Raw genomic sequence first — 19,963 nt, forward strand, 5'->3', positions numbered from 1 at the left:
CCTGTTGACACATTGCCGCCCGCCAAATGGGGCTCACTCTCAGTATATAAAGGCGAAAACGCTTTTGCCTTCCCAAATGTAAAGAAGTTTAAAGATAATACTACGTTAGACTAGCGTAGCGAATAACAAAAAGGGCGACAATTTGTCGCCCTTTTTCCTATTAATGGTCCCCTGCTTATGAGGCGTCTGCCGTTCCAGGCAGTGCTTCAGGCACCGGCGCGGCAAAACCACGCAGACCAACAACGTGTACGTGTTCGTGATTATTAAACACTTTACGCACCAGCTTATAGGTCGTGCCTTTTTCCGGGCTGATGTTTTCCGGCGCCGCGATGATGAGCTGCATCTCCAGACGCTCGCACAGTTCAAACAGCGTGGCGATAGAACGGGCGTCAAGGCGCGCCGCCTCATCGAGGAACAGCAGACGGCATGGCGAGATATCCTTGCCGCGCAGGCGACGGGATTCATCTTCCCAGCTCTGAACCACCATCACCAGAATCGACATCCCGGTACCAATCGCTTCACCGGTCGACAGCGCGCCGGACTCGGCACGTAACCACCCGTCGGAACCACGGTTAACTTCCACTTCCATCTCCAGATAGTTGCGGTAGTCGAGCAGCTCTTCGCCGATGGTTTGCGGCGTACGCTGGCCCATATCGATTTGCGGATTCAGGCGTTGGTACAGTTTCGCCAACGCTTCGGAGAAGGTCAGGCGGTTGCTGTTGAACAGATCCTGATGCTGCTCGTGCTGCTCAGACAGCACATCGAGCAGCGTCGAGTGGGTCTCGCGCACATTGACGTTCAGACGCACGCTGTTGACCTGTCCGAACGAGACGCTCTGCAGACCCTGGTTGAGCATACGGATACGGTTCTGCTCACGTTGGATGGTCTTACGAATGATGTTGGCCACGCTTCGCGAGCTTATCGCCAACTTCTGTTCGCGGTTGGTCAACTCTTCCGTCAGGCGGCTGAGCTCGATTTCCATCTGCTCGATCGCTTCCACCGGGTCATCCGTACGAATAATATCCTGGCGGATACGCTCGCGCAGATGCTGATAGACGGCGACGAAGAACTGGATTTTACGTTCCGGACGCTTCGGATCTTCCGAAATGCGCAGCACATCGCGCAGGTGTTCGTTATCAGAAACCGCCAGACGCAGCGCGCCCAATGCCTTATCCGACATCGAACGCAACTCGTCGGCGGAGAGATAGGCCAGCTCGCGGCGGTGCAGGCGACGCTCAACGCCGTTGTCTTTCACCAGACGCATCACCGCGCACCAGCCTGCCTTGGCGGTGACCACCTGCTCGCGCATTTCGCAGTAATCACGCTCCAGCTTACGCAGTTTGCGGTTCAGGTTGTCCATTTCCGCTTCGCAGAAGGTCAACGCTTTCTCCAGCTGATTGCGACGAGAGCGGTTGTTGCTCAACTGCATGTGCAGCCCGTCACGGCGCTGACGCGCGCGCTCTTCCGCGCCGGCGTCGGCACGCACGCCGATATCCTGCAGCTCTTTATACAGATCGTTGAGCAGCTCTTTTTTAGTGTCATACGAGCTTTTCAGCGACGCCAGCACCTGATTGTACTGGTTCAACTGCGCGACATGACTACGCATGGCTTCACGTGAGCGGCTACGCTCGGACTCCGCCTGCTCCAGACGCTGACGCAGCTTCTCGTTGAGATCGTTGTTGCCGCTGAGCATCTCCGCCGAATCAGAGTAGCTGAAGTGGGCGCGGCGCTGTACGACTTCCGCCAGCGCAAAGGCCTGTTGACGCGCATCGCGCTGGGTTTGCTGCGAGTACGCGTAATCCTCTTTCAGCTGTTCAAATTGCTCCGGATCGCTCTGCAGTACCGAGACGATGGGTTCCAGTTTCGCCAGCTGGTTGCCGTACTGCTGGATAAAGCGCGCCGCTTCCTGCGCTTCGTCCAGACGTTCCTGGATTTCATCAACGCGGTCGGCGAGCGTCTCATCGGCCAGCAGATTCAGGCGCGGCAGCAGGCGGTTAAGCGCTGAAACGCCCTCTTTCGCCTGCTCATACTGGACGCGGTTCTGTTGATTATCGCTTTCATGGGCATTCAGCGCGCGCTCCAGCTCGCCGCGGCGGCTGTTGAGCTTGCGGATTTCTTCTTCCGGATCGTCATCGAAGGCGACCGCCAGATGGCTGCCGATGAAGCGGCTGAAGGCCTGATGCAAGCGCTGTGTTTTCTGCACATCAAACGACAGCGTCGCGAAACGTTCGGACAGATTTTCGCGCTCAGCGTGCAGGGTCTCGATACGGTTTTCACGCGCAGCGCGGCCAAACAGCGGCAGCGTCGGGAAGCGCGAATAGCGCCACTGGCGATCGGCAATCTTCACCACTACTGCCTTTTCCAGCTCATCGACGCTGAAGACGCTGTCATCAAAGGACTGCGGATCGCCCTCGATCAGATACAGATCTTCCGGGCAATCCTCCAGTCCTTCGAGCTGTTCCGCGACCTGCGACAAATCCGGCACCACGATTGCATGGCGTGACGGACCATACAGCGCGGAGAAATACGGCGCATCTTCAAGGCTAACGTCGTCATAGATTTCCGATAACAGCACGCCGCCAAAGCGTTCCGCCAGCGCGTTCAGACGCTGGTCTTCAGAACCACCTGGCTGGCTGAGACGCTCGATTTCTTCGTCGATCGCGCGCTTGCGGGCGCCGACTTCGTCGCGCTCAACGATGGCTTCACGCTCGCGCTCCAGTAATTGCTGGAGATACTCGGTGACATCCTGACTTGATTCAAACTGTTCGCCGCTCTGCTCGCACAGCTGGTTGAGGCTATTTTGCGCCGCCAGCCAAATCGGCGCCCGACGCATCAGCGTCTGGGTACGCGATTGCAGCTGTTCCAGTTCCTGACGCAAGGTCATGCGCTGTTCCTGAGCGTTAGTCACGCTATCGGCCAGCGACGCGATGCGCGCTTCCAGTTCCTGATGCAGCGTTTCCAGGTCGTCAATATCGTAGCGTTTGCCCTGACGTTTGCAGAACTCTGACAACTGACGCTCGGCGTCCTGCTGCTCGCGCAGACGTTGTTCCAGCTCGTTCAGGCGGCTGCGCAACCCATGAGCCTGCTCGGCCTGGTGACGCTGGTTGACGCCATCACGCAGTAGTTCGCGCGCGATGTCCCAGGCTTCATTACGCGCCAGCGGGCCGTTGATCGCCGCCACCAGCTGATACGCCTGTTCGAACTGGCTGTGCGCGGTTTGCGCCACGCTCATTTTCTGTTCCAGCGACAGCATTTTTTCCGTCGCTTCTTGCTCTTTCGCCTGGAAGGTTTCCAGCCATTCGTCGGCGCTGTCAGCCGTTAAATCCGGCAGATGACACAGCGCGCGCGCGCGTTCCAGCGCCTGCAGCGCCTGGTTGTACTGAATCGCGCGAGTTTGCTGCACGTCGAGAGCCTGTTGGTAGTCGGCGAGCTGGCTTTTCAGCTCGTCCACTTCCAGCTCGGCGGCCTCGGCGCGGGCTTCATTTTCTTCCTGCTGGTCGGCGGCTTCCGCCACCACTTCATTCTGCTCTTCCAGACGGATCTGCAGCTCATCGAGATCCGCTTCGTAGCGCTCGATTTTTTCCTGCTGGCGCAGCGCGGTCTGCACCAGGTTCAGGTGATCGCTGGCGGCCTGGTAATCGGCCTCCAGATCGCCTTCCGCGCCGTTATGCTCCTGCAGTTCGCGCGCCATATCGACGTGCTTATACTGCTCCGCCGCCAGTTGCGCCCGCGACGTGAAGAGATCGCGGCGATACTCCAGCGCCTTATCAAGATGAATACGCCGCTCGTTGGCATGGCGCATGTAGTCCGCCGCCACGTAGTTGGTGGCTTCGCTGATCAGGTGTTTAAACAGATCGCGGTCGGACTGGGTCACGCGAATCGCTTCCAGGGTCATGCGGTTTTCACGCAACGCGGCTTCCATATCCTGGAACGCTTTACGTACGCCGCTGTTTTCCGGCAGCAGGTAGTCACGCAGCGAGCGGGTAATGGTGCTGGAGATCCCGCCGTACAGCGAGGCCTCAATCAGGCGATAGTATTTACTACGATCGGATGCGGAACGCAGACGACGCGCCACCACGCCCAGATCGAACATCAGCGAGTGGTATTCAGTAATCGAGTTGAACTGCTTGAACTGAACCCCTTCCATCGCTTCAAGCTTGTCTTTCAGCTCGTTAAGGCTAACAACGCGCGCCTGACGATCGTTGAGGGTTTCGGTCAATAGCTGAGTCGGCTGGATCGATGTCGGCAACCCCTGAATGGCAAAAGGTTTGATATCCACTTTACGATCGCGCCCGGCGACCTGTTGCAGACGCACGCCAACCACCACGCGCTGATGGCGCGAGTTGATCACATCGAGCACCGAGTAACACACCCCGGCGCGCAGCTTACCGTGCAGACCTTTATCACGCGAACCGCTGGTCGCGCCCGCTTCGGTGGTGTTACGGAAGTGCAGCAGGGTTAAATCCGGGATCAACGCCGTGACGAAAGCCGCCATGGTGGTGGATTTACCGGCGCCGTTGCCTCCGGAAAGCGTGGTCACCAGTTCATCGAGATCGAAGGTTCGGGCAAAAAAACCGTTCCAGTTAACCAGCGTCAGCGAGCGAAACTTACCGCGTTCAATCATTATTCTTCCTCCCCGCTATCCGGCTGATTCTCTTCATTCTCGTCATTGAGCTGCAGGTGATTCTCCAGCGCCATCGCTTCACCGTCGCGGATCATGCGCAGCTGCGCTTCACGCGGATCGTCACCGACGCGAACGTCAGCGCCGAAGCGGAAGACCGACTCGGTAATGCGGAATTTACTGCTGTCATGTCCCATAAACCACACCATACCAAGGCGGCGCAGGCGGTTCAGGGAAGCGCGCATTTTTTCCTGCAGCTTCTGGCGGTCTAAATCGGAGCCGGTGGAACGGTTGTTCACCAACTTCAGCAATTTGGCTTCATCCGCCAGCGTCAACAGCTCGTCGTAGAGTTCCTGCTGGGTGAAGATCCCTTCATTGGCCAGACGCTCAGGGCTGAGATAGAGATAGCAAAGAATTTTGCCGACCATCATATCCAGCTCTGACAAGACCGAACGCGGAATGAGCGTCGTGGAACGCGGGCGCAGGTAGAAAAACCCTTCCGGCGCACGGATCAGCTCAACGTTGTAGCGAGCATAAAACTCTTCCAGGTAATCCTGAAAATCCATCAAAAATGCGTGATTATCCAGCTCATCCAGGCCAATGTGGCGGCCTGCGCGCAGGGCGCTATCCAGCGCCGGAAACAACGGATTGGCCAACGCCTGCGCCAGTTTAGCTGGCATCACTTGTTCAATATTTGTCAATGACATGCGCCTGTACCTTGGCTCCGTAATCATTAATCGGCTGCCATTTTGCCGGCAGTCCGGTGAAATCTGCCTGGGCGACGCCCAGCTGTACCGCCTGGTCAACGACGATTCGCGCGACGTCGAAGTGACGCGCGCGCGGATACTGCGCCAGGAATTCTCGCGCCACCAGGCCGAGATCCAGCGGCATTCCTTTCTCTTTGTAAACCACCAGCTGCGCTTCAATCAGCGCGGCCAGTTGCTCGCGAATTTCGTTGAACTCTTCGAACTCAAGGTCCGCCGGTAGCTCGCCGGTGACTTCTTCATCGCGCAGCGCCATCTCTTCATCGCGCATATCCAGCAAACGATCGGCGCTGGCGTAGGTCAACGCCCACGGCGCCTCGAAGTAGGTTTGCACCGACTGGCGCAAACGCTGGGCGAAGACGCGGTTTTTATCCATATCGATGGCGGTACGGATAAACTTATGTACATGGCGATCGTACCCGATCCACAAGTCGATAGCCTGCTGACCCCAACTGACGATACGGTCAAGCTTGCTCTGCAGGTCGAACACCAGACGGTCGACAAAATGCAGATCGTCACGCGCAATGGTGGCATCCTGGATACGCAGCAGGTTAGCCTGCAGCTTATCGCCCGCCGCATCCAGCGTATCCTGCAGTTCACGCAGGGTACCGGACGTTTCGGACAGCAGCAGTTCGCAGCTGGAAATCGCCGCGCGCCAGTCTTTGTTCAACAACTGGGCAATGTCGTCTTTCACCTGCTGCTGCTGCTCATCCATAATGCGCTGAGTCAGATCGATACTATCGAAGATTTCCGCCACGGAATATTTCAGCGGCGCAAAAACGTTGCGATGCCAGTGGAACTCATCGCCGCCCTCATCCGCCGAATCCGCTGCGCGCTTTAGTTCGCTCGCCACAATCGACAGCTGCATCGACAGACGCAGGGTGGAAAACTCACGCTGGCGAATGTAGTAGTCGGTAATGCCGATGCCTAATGGCGTCAGGCGATATATCGCATTGCCTTCCGTAATTTCGCTGGTAAAGCGGTTCAGCAGACGCTGGCGCACCATATCGTTGATGGCGTTATTGGCGCGCTGGCTGATGGTTTCGCTGGTCTGCTCAAACGCATCACTGACGTGGCGGAACGCATCCACCAGTTCTCCCTCGGTCATTTCCCCTTCCAGCCGCTCGCCGTTCAGCGTGGCGACAGCCAGCAGAAAAGAGAGTCTGTCGACCGGCAGCGAGATGGAAAAATCATTTTTCCTGGCCCAGGCAACCAGTTCGGGGACTGTCTGGGAAAATTCACTCATAGTTTATCCTTGCATCTGCGGCTGTGCGCCTGGATCGGTCTTAAGCGCGGTGACATGAATATAGCGGCCCAGGCTGATATACGGCTCCTGGCGACAGTAGCGCGTTTCCAGCTCCAGCAGCGCCGCAAAGCTATCATGCTGTTTACGTTTCTCACGCAGATAATCATGAAACACCCGCACGCCGGTTTTACCGGTTATCTGCCAGCCGAGCGCCTCCAGCCAGCCATACACTTGCTGCGGATCGCGCGGATAATCCGGCGACAGCGTGCGTTTTTTCTTTTTCGGCATGCCAATTTGTACATAGTCGAAGTTCCCGGCGACCATATTGTGCATCAGCAGACCGTTAGCATTGTAGAACATTAACGACAGCGCGCCGCCCGGACGTAATACCGACCACAGCGTGCGCAACATTTCCTGCGGTTCCGCGACCCACTCCAGTACTGCATGAAACAGTATCAGATCGACGGGGCTTTCCAAATGCTGAGCAATATCCTGAGCCGCGCATTGTACAAAATGCATGTTGTCGATCACACCTTTATCGCGGGCCGCCTGCTGAGCGCGGGCCACCATTTCGGCGGAAAGATCGCATAGAGTCACATGATGGCCTAATTCCGCGATGCGGATCGCCGTTTGCCCTTCTCCGCCGCCAGCGTCGAGCACTCGCAGCGGCCCTGGCCCCATCTGCGCAAGCAGCGGCTCCAGATCCTGCCAGAGGATCGCCTGGCGCAGTTGGCCCTTGGTGGTGCCGTAAATATTGCGCGAAAACTTTTCAGCGATGTCATCAAAATTGCGATCCTGCACGGACGACTCCACAAGCCAACACAAAACCGCTATTTTGTCATACCCACGGCGATAATGAAGCGATCTGTTATAAGATCCGCGCATAACTTTGCTTATATGGTTAAAAAAGGAACCATCCGGGATGCTTTTTACACTGAAAAAGGTTTTGGGCGGCATGATGCTGCCGCTTCCCTTGCTGTTATTGCTGATGGCGGTCGGCCTTGCTCTACTGTGGCGCAGCCGTTTTCAGAAGACCGGCAAAACACTGGTCACGCTAAGCTGGCTGCTGTTGACGCTACTAAGCCTGCAGCCGGTGGCTGACGAATTGCTGAAACCAATCGAAAAAAACTACCCGACCTGGCGCGGCGGCACGCCCGTTGAGTATGTCGTGGTGCTCGGCGGCGGCTATACCTGGAACCCGCAATGGGCGCCCAGCTCAAATCTGATCAACAACAGCCTCCCGCGGCTGGCGGAAGGTATCCGTTTGTGGCGGGAAAATCCGGGATCGAAGATGATCTTTACCGGCGCAGCGGCGAAAACTAACCCGGTCAGCACCGCTGAAGCTGGCGCGCGTGTCGCAGAAAGCCTCGGAGTCCCACGCAGCGCGATTATCGTCCTCGACCGGCCAAAAGATACCGAGCAGGAAGCGACAGAGGTGAAAAAAGCCATCGGCGCCGCGCCGTTCCTGCTGGTCACTTCCGCTTCGCATCTGCCGCGGGCGATGATTTTCTTCCGTCACGCCGGGCTGAATCCGCTACCGGCGCCCGCCAACCAGCTGGCGGTGGAATCTGCGCTAAATCCCTGGGAACGTGCCATTCCCTCCCCTTTTTGGCTGATGCACAGCGACCGCGCGATTTACGAGACGCTGGGGCGAATCTGGCAGTGGTTGAAAGGCGCCTCAGGCGATCCAGGGCAGGATTGATTTCGCCGCCAGTGAAAAACGGGCGCGGTCAAAGCGCCCGGTATTCACCAGGCTATCCACCTCATCCCACAATTGATACAGCCAGCGCCGCCAGAGGAAAGATTCCGCCACCGGCGCCCGACGTAGATAGTGCCATAGCAACTGCTCCCCCAGCCCGCCGTCGGCGAGACGGAAAAGTTCATACTCGCGCGGCGCCCACAGCAACATCCCCGGGCCAACCATCGCCAGCAGCTGATCGCTGCGCGCATCCTTAAGCATACTGCGCAAAGTGAAGCAGCCGTGGACCAGCACGCAGTTATCATTGAAATCGCTAAACAATTCAGGAAGGCTTTCACGGCTGCGAAATAAGATGCGCTTATCCTGCATCGTCAGACCGGTGTCGTGATACAGATTCAGCGTACTCCACAACATTTCGACCCGCTGACGATACCAGTGCGGCCAGAGGTTTTCCTGAGTGCTGTCGACCATCCCCACGCAGCCGCCGCTATCCTGCCGGTGCCACGCCAGCAACCCTTCGACAATCTGCTCCTGCAGCTGTTCCCAGCGCTCCGGCGTGCGTGCCGGCGCTTCCGCCGAGACGCCGTGCAGCCGTTCAATCAGCAATACGTCAGGCCCCGGATGTTCTTCATGCGTCATCACACCGTACACCACCGGCATCCGCACGGTGCCGCTGCGGGCAAGCAACGATATTTTCCATGCCAGCTGGCGCGCCACACCGGGCGTGGTGAAGCTTTTCGCCAGCAGCGGCATCGGGTTTCCCTGCGCATCATACAGCGACCATAGCGCTGACGAGGGTTTCTCGCTAACGCACTCCACGCGACTTAGCTTTTCGCCAAGCAGGTGACTCAGTTCGGTTCGCAACTGTTCCATTGTAGATACCCTCATGAAAACTACTGTTTTCATAATGAGCGTCAGGCAGAAGATTGTCAGCGGATAAGATCAAAAATGCGCGAAATAGCAGAAGAAAATAGTCCCCTCCTGCTGGAGGGGACGGCAGGATTAACGCAGCTCGGCGCGCACGCGCTCCAGATCTTCCGGCGTATCGACGCCGGTGCCCGGAACCACTTCCGCCACCGCAACGTGAATTTTTTCGCCGTACCACAGCACACGCAGCTGCTCGAGCATTTCTATTTGTTCGAGCGGGCTCGGCGCCCAGCTAACATAGCGGCGAATAAAACCGGCACGATAGCCGTAAATACCGATATGACGCAGCAGCGAGTCGCCGATTTGCTCGCGTGATTTGGCAAAGCGGTCGCGATCCCACGGAATGGTCGCGCGCGAGAAATAAAGCGCGTAGCCGCTGGCATCCATCACCACTTTAACCGCATTCGGATTGAACGCCTCTTCCGCATCGTGGATCGGCACCGCCAGAGTCGCCATACCGCTGGTGCTGGCAGCCAGGTTTTCAGCGACCTGACGAACGATCGCCGGCGGGATCATCGGTTCATCACCCTGAATATTGACGATGATCGTGTCATCGCTGAAGGCGCATTTTTCAACCACTTCCGCCAGTCGTTCGGTGCCGGACTGATGATCGGCGCGGGTCATGCAGACCTCACCGCCGGCGGCTTCTACCGCACGCGCGACATCTTCATGATCGGTGGCGACAATAATGCGCTCCGCGCCGGATTCGCGGGCGCGTTCCAGCACGTGGACGATCATCGGCTTGCCGTTGATATCCTGCAGAGGTTTACCCGGCAGACGCGTGGAGGCAAAACGCGCGGGAATGATGACGACGAAACTCATGGCTGACTCTCTTCTACCGCCAGCGAACGCGCTTCGTTTTCGAGTAATACCGGGATCCCATCACGCAGCGGGAAAGCCAGGTTGTCGGCTTTGCAGATAAGCTCTTGCTTATCCTGGCTATAGTACAGCTTACCGTTGCAAACCGGGCAGGCGATGATTTCAAGTAAACGGTGATCCATGATTCCTCCTGATGGACCGAATAGATTTGTCAGCAGCATATCACAGGATGACAAACACCGGGATCCGTTTGCGCCGCCGCTGGCGCTTCACGCGGCATCGACGTCCCACCCTTGCCGCTGGGCGGCAAACAATGTTGGCGGAAGCTGGCGCAGCACGACCGTTTCAGCCCCCTGCCAGCGCGCAAAATCAGTAATCGCCCGCTGGAGCCCGCTTTCCAGCCCGGCGGTCACTTTGACGCCTTCCTCCAGCCACAGCGAGAAGACCTCCAGCATGCCGCCCTTACGATGTACCTTGCTGTCCATCCTGCCGACCAGTTTTCCCTGATGCAGCAGAGGCAGCACAAAGTAACCGTATTGTCGTTTCGGCGCCGGGGTATAGCATTCCAGACGATAACTAAAGTTGAATAACTGCTCGGCGCGTTTACGGTCCCACACCACCGGATCAAACGGCGACAGTACGACGCTGTGGCTGGCGCTAAGTTTACCGCCGGGCGCCGACTCCAGCTGCGCTAACGCATCACGATGCAGCCACATTTCACCCAACTCTTCAACATTGACCGGCGCCACCAGCCCTTCTTCCTGCCACGCCGCCAGCAGCGCCGGTAGCGAAGGCTGACGCAGACGATAGTAATCCGCCAGCCACTGCGGGCGGAAAATCCCCAGGCTGCGCGCGCTGTTACGCAGCATGATGGACTCCGCCTGCGGCTGGGAGAGCGCGTCTCGCTTGTCGTCCCAATACGGCATCGCTCGATGGGTTAAATCATACACCCGGTGAAAGTTACGCCGTTCCACGACCATCAACTTTCCGGCGGTAAATAGCCCTTCCAGATGGCGCTTATGCGGTTTCCACTCCCACCAGCCGCTGGCGCCTTTGCGCGGATGGGAAAAATCCGCCGAACGAACCGGACCATTCTGCGCAATATGCGCCAGCAATTCTTCAATGCTCGCGGCATGTTCGCGCATCCACTCTTTGTGGTATTTCCAGCCCATCTTATCGGGATTCAGCATCCGGTGGCGCACCAGAGCAAAATCGCTGCGCGGTAGAAAACAGGCTTCATGCGCCCAATATTCCATCAGCTCGCCGCTACGCAGCGAATCATCCAGCCAGTGCTGAGGATAGCTACCGAGGCGACTAAACAGCACCAGATAAGGGCTACGCGCGACGACGTTAATCGTATCGATTTGCAGCAGCGACATCTGCTGGATGGTAGAAAGGATGTCATTCTGGCGAGCGCGACGCCGGGGCTTTTTTAATAACCCCTGCGCCGCGAGATGAAGATGGCGAGCCTCTTTAAGCGACAGTTGTAATACCGACATGCAGGTTCTCCGTAGGGTTCCAGCACAGCGGCGAGCACAGCCTGCTCGTGGGTTAACGTTGCGCCAGCGTAACTAAATCCGCGAGCAATCGCTGCGCGCGTTCATCCGTCATTATGGCGTCGACCGGCAGATACCACCAGTTGGCGGCGGCGAATTCGCGGCATTTCACCGCATCTTTTTCCGTCATCAACAGCGTCTGCTGCGCGCTCACCAGGGCGGCGACATCGGGTTGGCTAAGTGCCTGATGATCCGCCAACGCCACGGTTTTGATCGGCTGTACGCCACAGCTTTCAAGCGTGGCGAAAAAGCGCGGCGGATGACCAATACCGGCCATCGCCACAACGTTGTCGAGGGCAGAGGCGTCGCGACGTTCACCGGTAAGCAAATTAACCGCCATACCGGGGCGCAACTGCATCGGGATTTCGCCCGGACGCGCCACGCCGCCGTTAACGATAACCGCATCGACGCTTTGTAAACGCGACGCGCGCTCACGCATCGGCCCGGCCGGCAACCACCAGCCGTTACCGAAACGACGTACGCCGTCGATAACTACGATTTCTTTATCCCGCGCCAGCTTATAGTGCTGTAGGCCGTCATCGGTAACGATAATTTGCAGATCGTGAGCGGCCAGTAACGCTTTTACCGCATCGCTGCGCAGTGGCGAAACCGCTACCGGCGCGCCGGTGCGCTGACGAATCAAAACGGGTTCATCACCCGCCTGCGCCGTACTCGTCGCGTCATTGAGCACCAGCGGATAGCTTTCGGCTTTACCACCGTAACCGCGCGACACCACGCCGACGCGAATGCCGCGTTGCTGCAATTGCTCCACCAGCCATACCACCACCGGCGTTTTACCATTGCCGCCAGCGGTCAGATTACCGACCACCACCACGGGCACTGGCGCGCGCCAGGCTTTCTTCCACCCCAGCTTATAGCTGAGGCGAATCAAAGCGCTCACCAGGCCATATAGCCAGGAGAGCGGCAGTAGCAGTCGCCATAACGGTGATTCGCCGGACCAGAGACGAGCTATCATTGACCAAACTGCATTTTATGCAGCTGCGCATAGACGCCTTTATGTTCCAGCAGATCCAGATGGCTACCGCGTTCAACAATGCGACCATCTTCCACCACCACGATTTCATCGGCCTGTTCGATAGTCGACAGACGGTGGGCGATAACCAGCGAAGTACGGTTTTTCTGCAGCTCATCCAGCGCCGCCTGAATCGCACGCTCGGACTCAGTATCCAGCGCCGAGGTGGCTTCATCAAGGATAAGAATCGGGCTGTTGCGCAGCAGCGCGCGGGCAATAGCAATGCGCTGACGCTGGCCGCCGGAGAGCATGACGCCGTTCTCGCCGATTATCGTATCCAGGCCATTATCCATCTTGTTGATAAAGTCCATCGCATAAGCCATACGCGCGGCTTCTTCAATTTGCTCGCGGGTATACTCTTCGGTACGCGCATAGGCAATGTTATTGGCGACGGTATCGTTAAACAGGTGCACGTTCTGCGAAACCAGCGCCACCTGATCGCGCAACGAACTCAGTTTGTAGTCGCGCAGATCGTAACCATCCAGCAGAATCTGCCCGTCGTCTACGTCGTAGAAGCGGGTGATCAGGCTGGCGATCGTCGATTTACCGGAACCTGAACGCCCCACCAGAGCGACGGTTTTGCCTTCCGGGATGCTCAGATTGATGCTACGCAGCGCAGCCACTTCACGGCCAGGATAGGTAAAGGTGACGTTGTTGAATTCCAGATTGCCTTTCGCGCGCTCAATCACGCGAGTCCCTTCATCTTTCTCCTGTTCGGAATCCAGAATGGAGAACAGCGTCTGACATGCCGCCATCCCGCGCTGGAACTGAGCATTCACGTTGGTCAGCGATTTCAGCGGGCGCATCAGAGCGATCATTGAGGAGAAGACCACGGTAATGGTACCGGCGGTCAGCGTTTCCATGACGCTCGGGAAGCTTGCCGCATACAGAACAAAGGCCAGCGCCAGAGAGGCAATCAGCTGAATGATTGGGTCGGAAATAGAGGACGCGGAGACCATTTTCATCCCCTGCAGACGCATCTTATTGCTGACCTTATCAAAACGCTTCGTTTCGACTTCCTGACCGCCGAACATCAGCACTTCTTTATGCCCTTTGAGCATCTGTTCCGCGCTGGTGGTGACCTGACCCATCGTGTTCTGCATGTTCTTACTGATATTACGGAAGCGCTTCGAGACTACCCGGATGGCGACTGAAACAATCGGCGCCAGCACAATCAGGATCAGCGATAGCTGCCAGCTGTAGTAGAACATCATGGTGAACAGACCGATAATCGACGCCCCTTCGCGCACGACGGTAATCAACGCGCTGGAAGAAGAGGAGGCCACCTGTTCAGAGTCATAAGTGATACGCGACAGCAGCGTCCCGGTGGACTGTTTGTCGAAGAAGGCGACGGGCATTCCCATCATATGGCCAAACAGACGACGACGCATTGTCATCACCACTTTGCCGGAAACCCAGGAGATACAGTAGCTTGAAATATAACTGGTGATCCCGCGCAGTACCATCAGGCCAATCACCACCAGCGGCATCCATATCAGTACGGATCGATCCGTTTTACCAAAACCATCATCCAATAACGGTTTAAGAAGCGATAACATGAAGGTATCACTAGCCGCGTTAAGCACCAACGCCACCGCCGCTACGATTAGCCCGGCCTTAAACGGCGCTATCATCGGCCAAAGTCGGCGGAAGGTCTGCCACGTGGAGAGATCTTTATCGTTCTGCATTCAATAAACCAGCTTGTGTTGAAATAGCCGCATATTCTACCCGTTCTGCGCGTCCCCGCCAAACCACTGATGATACCAACGAGGTAAAAGTTGATCTCGTAAGCTATGGATTTGCCAACTATCTGGAGAAAAAATAACCGTAATTTGCCCTGAATGCGGCGTGTCGAACCACTGATAGCCCTGTTTACGATAACGTTGCACGACTTTGCTGGATGGCATCCGCCAGGCGTTATAGCGCGAAGCCGACGCCAATGCCACTGCTCCTCCAGTCCGTTGTAGTAATGTCAGGCCGGAAGACGTATTACTTCCGTGGTGTGGAACTTGAATAAGTGTAGACGTAAGATACTGCCAGTAATGGCTAATCATCTCCCGCTCAGCCGGGAGTTCGATATCACCGGTGAGTAACACGCTCCACTTGCCATCATCGACTCTTACCACGCAGGAACCATTGTTTCCCTTTCGCGCCGTTTCTGCCAGCGGCCACAGCACCTGAAAGCGCAATCCTCGCCAGCGCCAGTTTTCGCCGCGGCGGCACGGCAGATGGCCGCGTAATTTAAGCGGGCTGCGAATGTTGAGGTCCGGCCACGTCTGAACGATCGCATTCAGGCCGCCGCGGTGATCGAGATGCTCGTGACTCAGGATAACCCCTTCTGGATGGAGGCCACGCCAGCGTAACCACGGCACGATCAGCCGCTGACCGCTATCGCCTCCCGGCCAGGCAGGCCCGGTATCGTAAAGTATCGCGGCTCCCTGGCGTTCAATCACGACTGCCAGACCTTGGCCGACATCCAGCATCGTCACTCGCCACTCGCCGGGTGATACTGCTCGCCAGAATGGCCAGCTCAACACTGCCGCGCAGCTAATAGAAAGTAACGGCATCCGCCGCCAGGCATGAAAACGCCAGGCCAGCAACGCCAGCCATGGCAAGATACTGATGGCCAGCCAACGCTCATCAAGCGACAACCATCCCGGAGGCAGATGACGTAAAAACCAGAATAATACCGCCAACAGCCGGTCTGCCAGTTGCCACAACCCCATTTCAAGTAACGTCGGACCGCTAAGATGCAGCACCATTGCCGCCAAAATTAACGGTACCACCAGGAAGGTCACTAGCGGGACAGCAAGTAGGTTGGCGATCAACGAGGTCAGGCTGATACCATGAAAAAGCGCTATCTGCATAGGCGCCAACAGCAGCATCAGACCAAACTGCAGATGACACAGCGCCAGCAGCGGCCGCCACGGCCAACGACCTCTGTACCAGCTAAACGGCACAAGCTGGTACCAGAAAATAAGCGCTGCTACCGCAAAAACCGAGAGCCACAGGCTTTCTGAAATCACCGCCAACGGGTCGGCAAAGAGTATTGCCGCAATACAGCAGCAAAAGATTTGCCACGATGACCAACGTCTGACGCCGAGCCGTAACAGGCATCCTGCGGTTAACGCCGCGCAGGTACGTAGCGCCGGAGGTTGCATGCCGGTAAGCCAGGCATAAAATAGCGCGCAGGCAAGCCCAACCAGCAGCGGCATTCGCCAGCCAATCCAGCGACAGGGAAGAAAAAACTGCAGGCCACGAATCAGCAGCCACCCCAGCGAAGCGCCCAGCGCAATATGCAAACCAGAGATCGCCATCAAGTGTGAAGTCCCCGTCTCCTGCATCAACGTTTTTATCTCATCCGCGACGGCGAAGCGCTCCCCCATCCCCAATCCCAGCATCACCGTTTTCCACGGATACGCTTCAAGAGTGTGGTTCAGCGAGGTCAGATAACGCGCCCGATAGCTACAACGTGAATCGAGCGGCTTCGCGCTAATAAACCGCCCGCTGAGCGGACGGTGCTGAGACAGGGAATGGCGCTGGCTATCAAAACCGCCCTCATTTAACTGTCCGTGCACCGGGTGGGCGCGGATCGTCATTAACCAGCGCTGCCCTGCGCAAGCGGGTTCTGGCAGTTCACTGCCATACAGAGAGATCCCCACTGAGGGAGATAAACGTTGCCCATCGAGGCGAATAATCTTGCCCTGCCAGGTTGTCAGGCCATCACCGGCAATCAGCTCAATAACGACCTGGCGGTTACGTCCGGGGAGATGTTCCGTCGGCCACAACGCCTGCTGGGCGTCTAATATTCCCCACGCGAAAAAGAGCAGCGTCAACGCGGCGTACTGCGTATAGGGTTTGCGGCACAGCGCAATAATGAGCGCACCGCCGATAAGGCACCAGACGGTCGTCAGACTCGGTAGCGCCGGTAGCCAAAGCAGCGGCAGAATGCCGACAATGGCGCAGCCGGCCAGATGTGGTAATCGCATAACACCTCCCTGTTATTGGGGAAGTGTCAGACAATTCACCGTTGGCATCCCGCATAAAAGAGAGACGTTGCGTCGCCCGATCAGGGAAACTTTTAGACTTGCTGTCAGGCAACACATGTTTTGCGAGCAAGCATGGAAAAAAGACATAAAAAAAGCACCCGCAGGTGCTTTTTTATTGAACAAGTTATCGCCGTAATTCGGGAAAACTTACTCTTCGTAAATATTGGCGCGGTCGCGTAATTCTTTCCCTGGCTTAAAGTGAGGAACGTATTTACCTTCCAGTTCCACTTTATCACCAGTTTTCGGGTTACGCCCGGTGCGAGGTGCTCGATAGTGCAGAGAGAAGCTGCCGAAACCGCGGATTTCAATGCGCTCACCTTGAGCAAGCGTTGAGGCCATATGTTCCAGCATTTCTTTAACAGCATCTTCCACCGCTTTCGCCGGAATATGAGATTGCTGGCTGGCAAGTCTTTCGATCAATTCTGACTTGGTCATTTTTCCTCCGGTTTCCTTCAAGGCAAAGTTAGCTTACAGCTTAAACAAGGGCGGCCGTAGCCGCCCTTTGTGCTTGATTACAGGACGAATCCTGCAATCTGTCAAGTAAACTCGTCATTATTCAGGCCGTTGTGACCTGAATAACTAAGATTACTCGCCTTTAGCTGCTTTGAAAGCTTCAGCCATTGCGTTGTTAGAGAAGTTTGCATCTTCCTGTTTGTTAACAGTTGCGATTGCATCTTTCTCGTCAGCTTCGTCTTTCGCACGAACAGACAGGCTGATTGCGCGGTTTTTACGATCAACGCCGGTGAATTTAGCTTCAACTTCGTCGCCAACGCTCAGAACCAGAGTTGCATCTTCAACGCGGTCACGGGATGCTTCAGAAGCACGCAGGTAACCTTCAACGCCGTCAGCCAGTTCTACGGTTGCGCCTTTAGCGTCAACTGCAGTTACTTTACCGGTTACGATAGCGCCTTTCTTGTTCAGAGCAACGTAGTTGTTGAACGGATCTTCCGCCAGCTGTTTAACGCCCAGGGAGATACGCTCACGTTCTGCGTCAACCTGCAGTACAACTGCAGCGATTTCGTCGCCTTTTTTGTATTCACGAACTGCTTCTTCGCCTGCAACGTTCCAGGAGATGTCAGACAGGTGAACCAGGCCGTCGATGCCGCCGTCCAGGCCGATGAAGATACCGAAGTCAGTGATAGACTTGATTTTACCTTCAACACGGTCACCCTTGTTGTGGGTTTCCGCGAACTGCTGCCATGGGTTAGATTTGCACTGCTTCAGACCCAGGGAGATACGACGACGTTCTTCGTCGATATCCAGAACCATCACTTCCACTACATCGCCAACGTTAACAACTTTGGACGGGTGGATGTTTTTGTTGGTCCAATCCATTTCGGAAACGTGAACCAGGCCTTCAACGCCTTCTTCGATTTCAACGAAGCAGCCGTAGTCGGTCAGGTTGGTCACGCGACCGGTCAGTTTGGTACCTTCCGGATAACGCTTAGCGATAGCTACCCACGGATCTTCGCCCAGCTGTTTCAGGCCCAGAGATACACGGGTACGTTCGCGATCGAATTTCAGCACTTTAACAGTGATTTCGTCGCCAACGTTTACGATTTCGCTCGGATGCTTAACGCGTTTCCAGGCCATATCGGTGATGTGCAGCAGGCCGTCAACGCCGCCCAGATCAACGAATGCACCGTAGTCAGTGAGGTTCTTAACGATACCTTTGACTTCCATGCCTTCCTGCAGGTTTTCCAGCAGCTGATCGCGCTCTGCGCTGTTTTCGGATTCGATAACGGCACGACGAGAAACAACGACGTTGTTACGTTTCTGGTCCAGCTTGATGACTTTGAATTCAAGCTCTTTGCCTTCCAGGTGCAGCGTGTCGCGCACCGGACGAACGTCTACCAGGGAACCTGGCAGGAACGCACGAATACCATTCAGCTCAACAGTGAAGCCACCTTTAACTTTGCCGTTGATAACACCGACTACAGTTTCAGCGTCTTCGTAAGCTTTTTCCAGCGTGATCCAAGCTTCGTGACGTTTAGCTTTCTCACGGGACAGCAGGGTTTCACCGAAGCCGTCTTCTACTGCATCCAGAGCAACGTCAACTTCGTCACCAACCTGGATTTCCAGTTCGCCCTGGGCGTTTTTGAACTGCTCAGCCGGGATGGCGGACTCAGATTTCAGACCGGCGTCAACCAGTACGACATCTTTGTCGATAGCAACAACAACACCACGAACGATGGAACCCGGACGGGTTTCGATTTCTTTTAAGGATTCTTCAAATAGTTGAGCAAAAGATTCAGTCATGTTTAATCTTCAGGTTTCATATTTAACGTCCACCTGGCTCCGTGCCGGATGGGGTTGTTTAACATACCCGCTAACACTCCGTTGCTGCGGGGGTACTGCTATAATTCGGAGGCTCATGACGCTTCGTCGGTTAACCGTTAAGCGACAGCCAATTTTTCGCGCGCATATTGTAGCGCTTTTTCAATTACTTGCTCAATGTTTAGTTCAGTGGAATCGAGAACTAAAGCATCAGCCGCCGGGATAAGCGGCGCCACGGCGCGATTACGGTCGCGATCGTCACGCTCTTTTATCTCGGACAAAAGACGTTCAAAGTTAACACTAAAACCCTTCTCCTGCAACTGTAGCAGGCGGCGCTGCGCACGTTCTTCCGCCGAGGCATCAAGGAAGATTTTGACCGGCGCATCCGGGAACACAACGGTCCCCATATCACGGCCGTCGGCAATCAGGCCGGGCAGCTCGCGAAAGCCGCGTTGACGACGCAGCAGCGCTTCGCGAACGCGCGGGAAAGCCGCCACTTTCGACGCGGTATTGGCCACTTCCTGAGTGCGAATTTCCGCACTCACATCCTCGCCTTCCAGTACCACTTCCAGGTTGCCGTCAGTAGAAATAAAACGCACATCGAGATGGGCTGCCAGTGGAACCAGCGCTTCTTCTGACTCGACGTCAACGTGATGATGTAAGGCCGCCAGCGCCAGAACGCGATAGATGGCGCCGGAATCCAGCAGATGCCAGCCAAGCGCTTCCGCCATTGCCTTGCACAACGTGCCCTTACCTGCACCGCCAGGTCCATCAATGGTGATTACCGGAACATTCGCCGTCATCTTTTTCTCCTTTAGCAAGGCGCATGAATATAAACGCCGCGCATTATACGCATCAATACGCCAGAAAGTGAGCATTGCGTGCAAATTACGGAATAGAAGAAATTAAATGTAGAAGAATTGCGCAATTATAGCGGGCTGACAGAACATCAGCCCGGAAGATGACCTAGCT

14 protein-coding genes and 1 pseudogene are annotated in these 19,963 nt (G+C 56.2%); 1 reads left to right on the forward strand and 14 read right to left on the reverse strand.

Annotation, left to right across the window (positions count from 1 at the left end; genetic code table 11):
• Positions 1–175: 175 nt before the first annotated feature.
• From mukB to cmoM, 4 genes and pseudogenes are all read right to left on the reverse strand, one after another.
• The gene (gene mukB, locus PYR66_15355; GenBank protein WEF26686.1) at positions 176–4,624 is read right to left on the reverse strand and encodes a chromosome partition protein MukB; all 4,449 of its coding nucleotides are present in this window, start codon (positions 4,622–4,624) and stop codon (positions 176–178) included.
• A complete protein-coding gene (gene mukE / locus PYR66_15360) occupies positions 4,624–5,328 on the reverse strand; it encodes a chromosome partition protein MukE (GenBank protein ID WEF26687.1) in 705 nt (234 codons plus the stop codon). Before mukE ends, mukB begins: the two co-directional genes overlap by 1 nt.
• On the reverse strand, positions 5,309–6,631 hold the full coding sequence (gene mukF, locus PYR66_15365) for a chromosome partition protein MukF (GenBank protein WEF26688.1): 1,323 nt from the start codon (positions 6,629–6,631) through the stop codon (positions 5,309–5,311). The genes mukE and mukF overlap by 20 nt, the downstream gene beginning before the upstream one ends.
• Positions 6,628–7,432 (reverse strand): annotated as a pseudogene (gene cmoM, locus PYR66_15370) (tRNA uridine 5-oxyacetic acid(34) methyltransferase CmoM). Before cmoM ends, mukF begins: the two are co-directional and overlap by 4 nt.
• A gap of 121 nt (positions 7,433–7,553) precedes the next feature.
• Here cmoM and elyC point away from each other — a divergent pair.
• Positions 7,554–8,333 carry an envelope biogenesis factor ElyC gene (gene elyC, locus PYR66_15375; protein ID WEF26689.1) on the forward strand — a complete coding sequence of 260 codons (780 nt, stop codon included), beginning with the start codon at positions 7,554–7,556 and terminating at the stop codon, positions 8,331–8,333.
• On the opposite strand, the gene PYR66_15380 is transcribed toward elyC, so the two are convergent.
• The 10 genes from PYR66_15380 to cmk all read right to left on the reverse strand — a co-directional run bounded on the left by PYR66_15380 (position 8,310) and on the right by cmk (position 19,794).
• Complete coding sequence (locus PYR66_15380) at positions 8,310–9,203, reverse strand: YcbJ family phosphotransferase (GenBank protein WEF26690.1); 894 nt, start codon at positions 9,201–9,203, stop codon at positions 8,310–8,312. The two genes, elyC and PYR66_15380, sit on opposite strands and share 24 nt — an antisense overlap.
• Before the next feature lie 129 nt (positions 9,204–9,332).
• A complete protein-coding gene (gene kdsB / locus PYR66_15385; protein ID WEF26691.1) occupies positions 9,333–10,079 on the reverse strand; it encodes a 3-deoxy-manno-octulosonate cytidylyltransferase in 747 nt (248 codons plus the stop codon).
• Positions 10,076–10,258, reverse strand: a complete 183-nt coding sequence (ycaR, locus tag PYR66_15390; GenBank protein WEF26692.1) for a protein YcaR — start codon at positions 10,256–10,258, stop codon at positions 10,076–10,078. The genes kdsB and ycaR overlap by 4 nt, the downstream gene beginning before the upstream one ends.
• An 87-nt stretch (positions 10,259–10,345) precedes the next feature.
• Entirely contained in the window at positions 10,346–11,575 is a 1,230-nt protein-coding gene (locus tag PYR66_15395; protein ID WEF26693.1) for a winged helix-turn-helix domain-containing protein, read from the reverse strand.
• 52 nt (positions 11,576–11,627) lie between these two features.
• Positions 11,628–12,608 (reverse strand): tetraacyldisaccharide 4'-kinase, encoded by a 981-nt coding sequence (gene lpxK, locus PYR66_15400; GenBank protein ID WEF26694.1) that lies wholly within the window; start codon positions 12,606–12,608, stop codon positions 11,628–11,630.
• Complete coding sequence (gene msbA, locus PYR66_15405) at positions 12,605–14,353, reverse strand: lipid A ABC transporter ATP-binding protein/permease MsbA (protein ID WEF26695.1); 1,749 nt, start codon at positions 14,351–14,353, stop codon at positions 12,605–12,607. The genes lpxK and msbA overlap by 4 nt, the downstream gene beginning before the upstream one ends.
• Before the next feature lie 36 nt (positions 14,354–14,389).
• Entirely contained in the window at positions 14,390–16,654 is a 2,265-nt protein-coding gene (locus PYR66_15410; GenBank protein WEF26696.1) for a ComEC family protein, read from the reverse strand.
• Between the two features lie 207 nt (positions 16,655–16,861).
• Positions 16,862–17,149, reverse strand: coding sequence for an integration host factor subunit beta (ihfB, locus tag PYR66_15415; GenBank protein WEF26697.1), 288 nt, complete (start codon positions 17,147–17,149; stop codon positions 16,862–16,864).
• A 150-nt stretch (positions 17,150–17,299) separates the two neighbouring features.
• Positions 17,300–18,973: a 30S ribosomal protein S1 gene (gene rpsA, locus PYR66_15420; GenBank protein ID WEF26698.1), complete on the reverse strand. Its 1,674-nt coding sequence runs from the start codon at positions 18,971–18,973 to the stop codon at positions 17,300–17,302.
• A gap of 137 nt (positions 18,974–19,110) precedes the next feature.
• A complete protein-coding gene (gene cmk / locus PYR66_15425) occupies positions 19,111–19,794 on the reverse strand; it encodes a (d)CMP kinase (protein WEF26699.1) in 684 nt (227 codons plus the stop codon).
• Positions 19,795–19,963 lie beyond the last annotated feature (169 nt).

The organism is Klebsiella aerogenes, from assembly GCA_029027985.1.
GTDB classification, from domain to species: Bacteria; Pseudomonadota; Gammaproteobacteria; order Enterobacterales; family Enterobacteriaceae; genus Klebsiella; species Klebsiella aerogenes_A.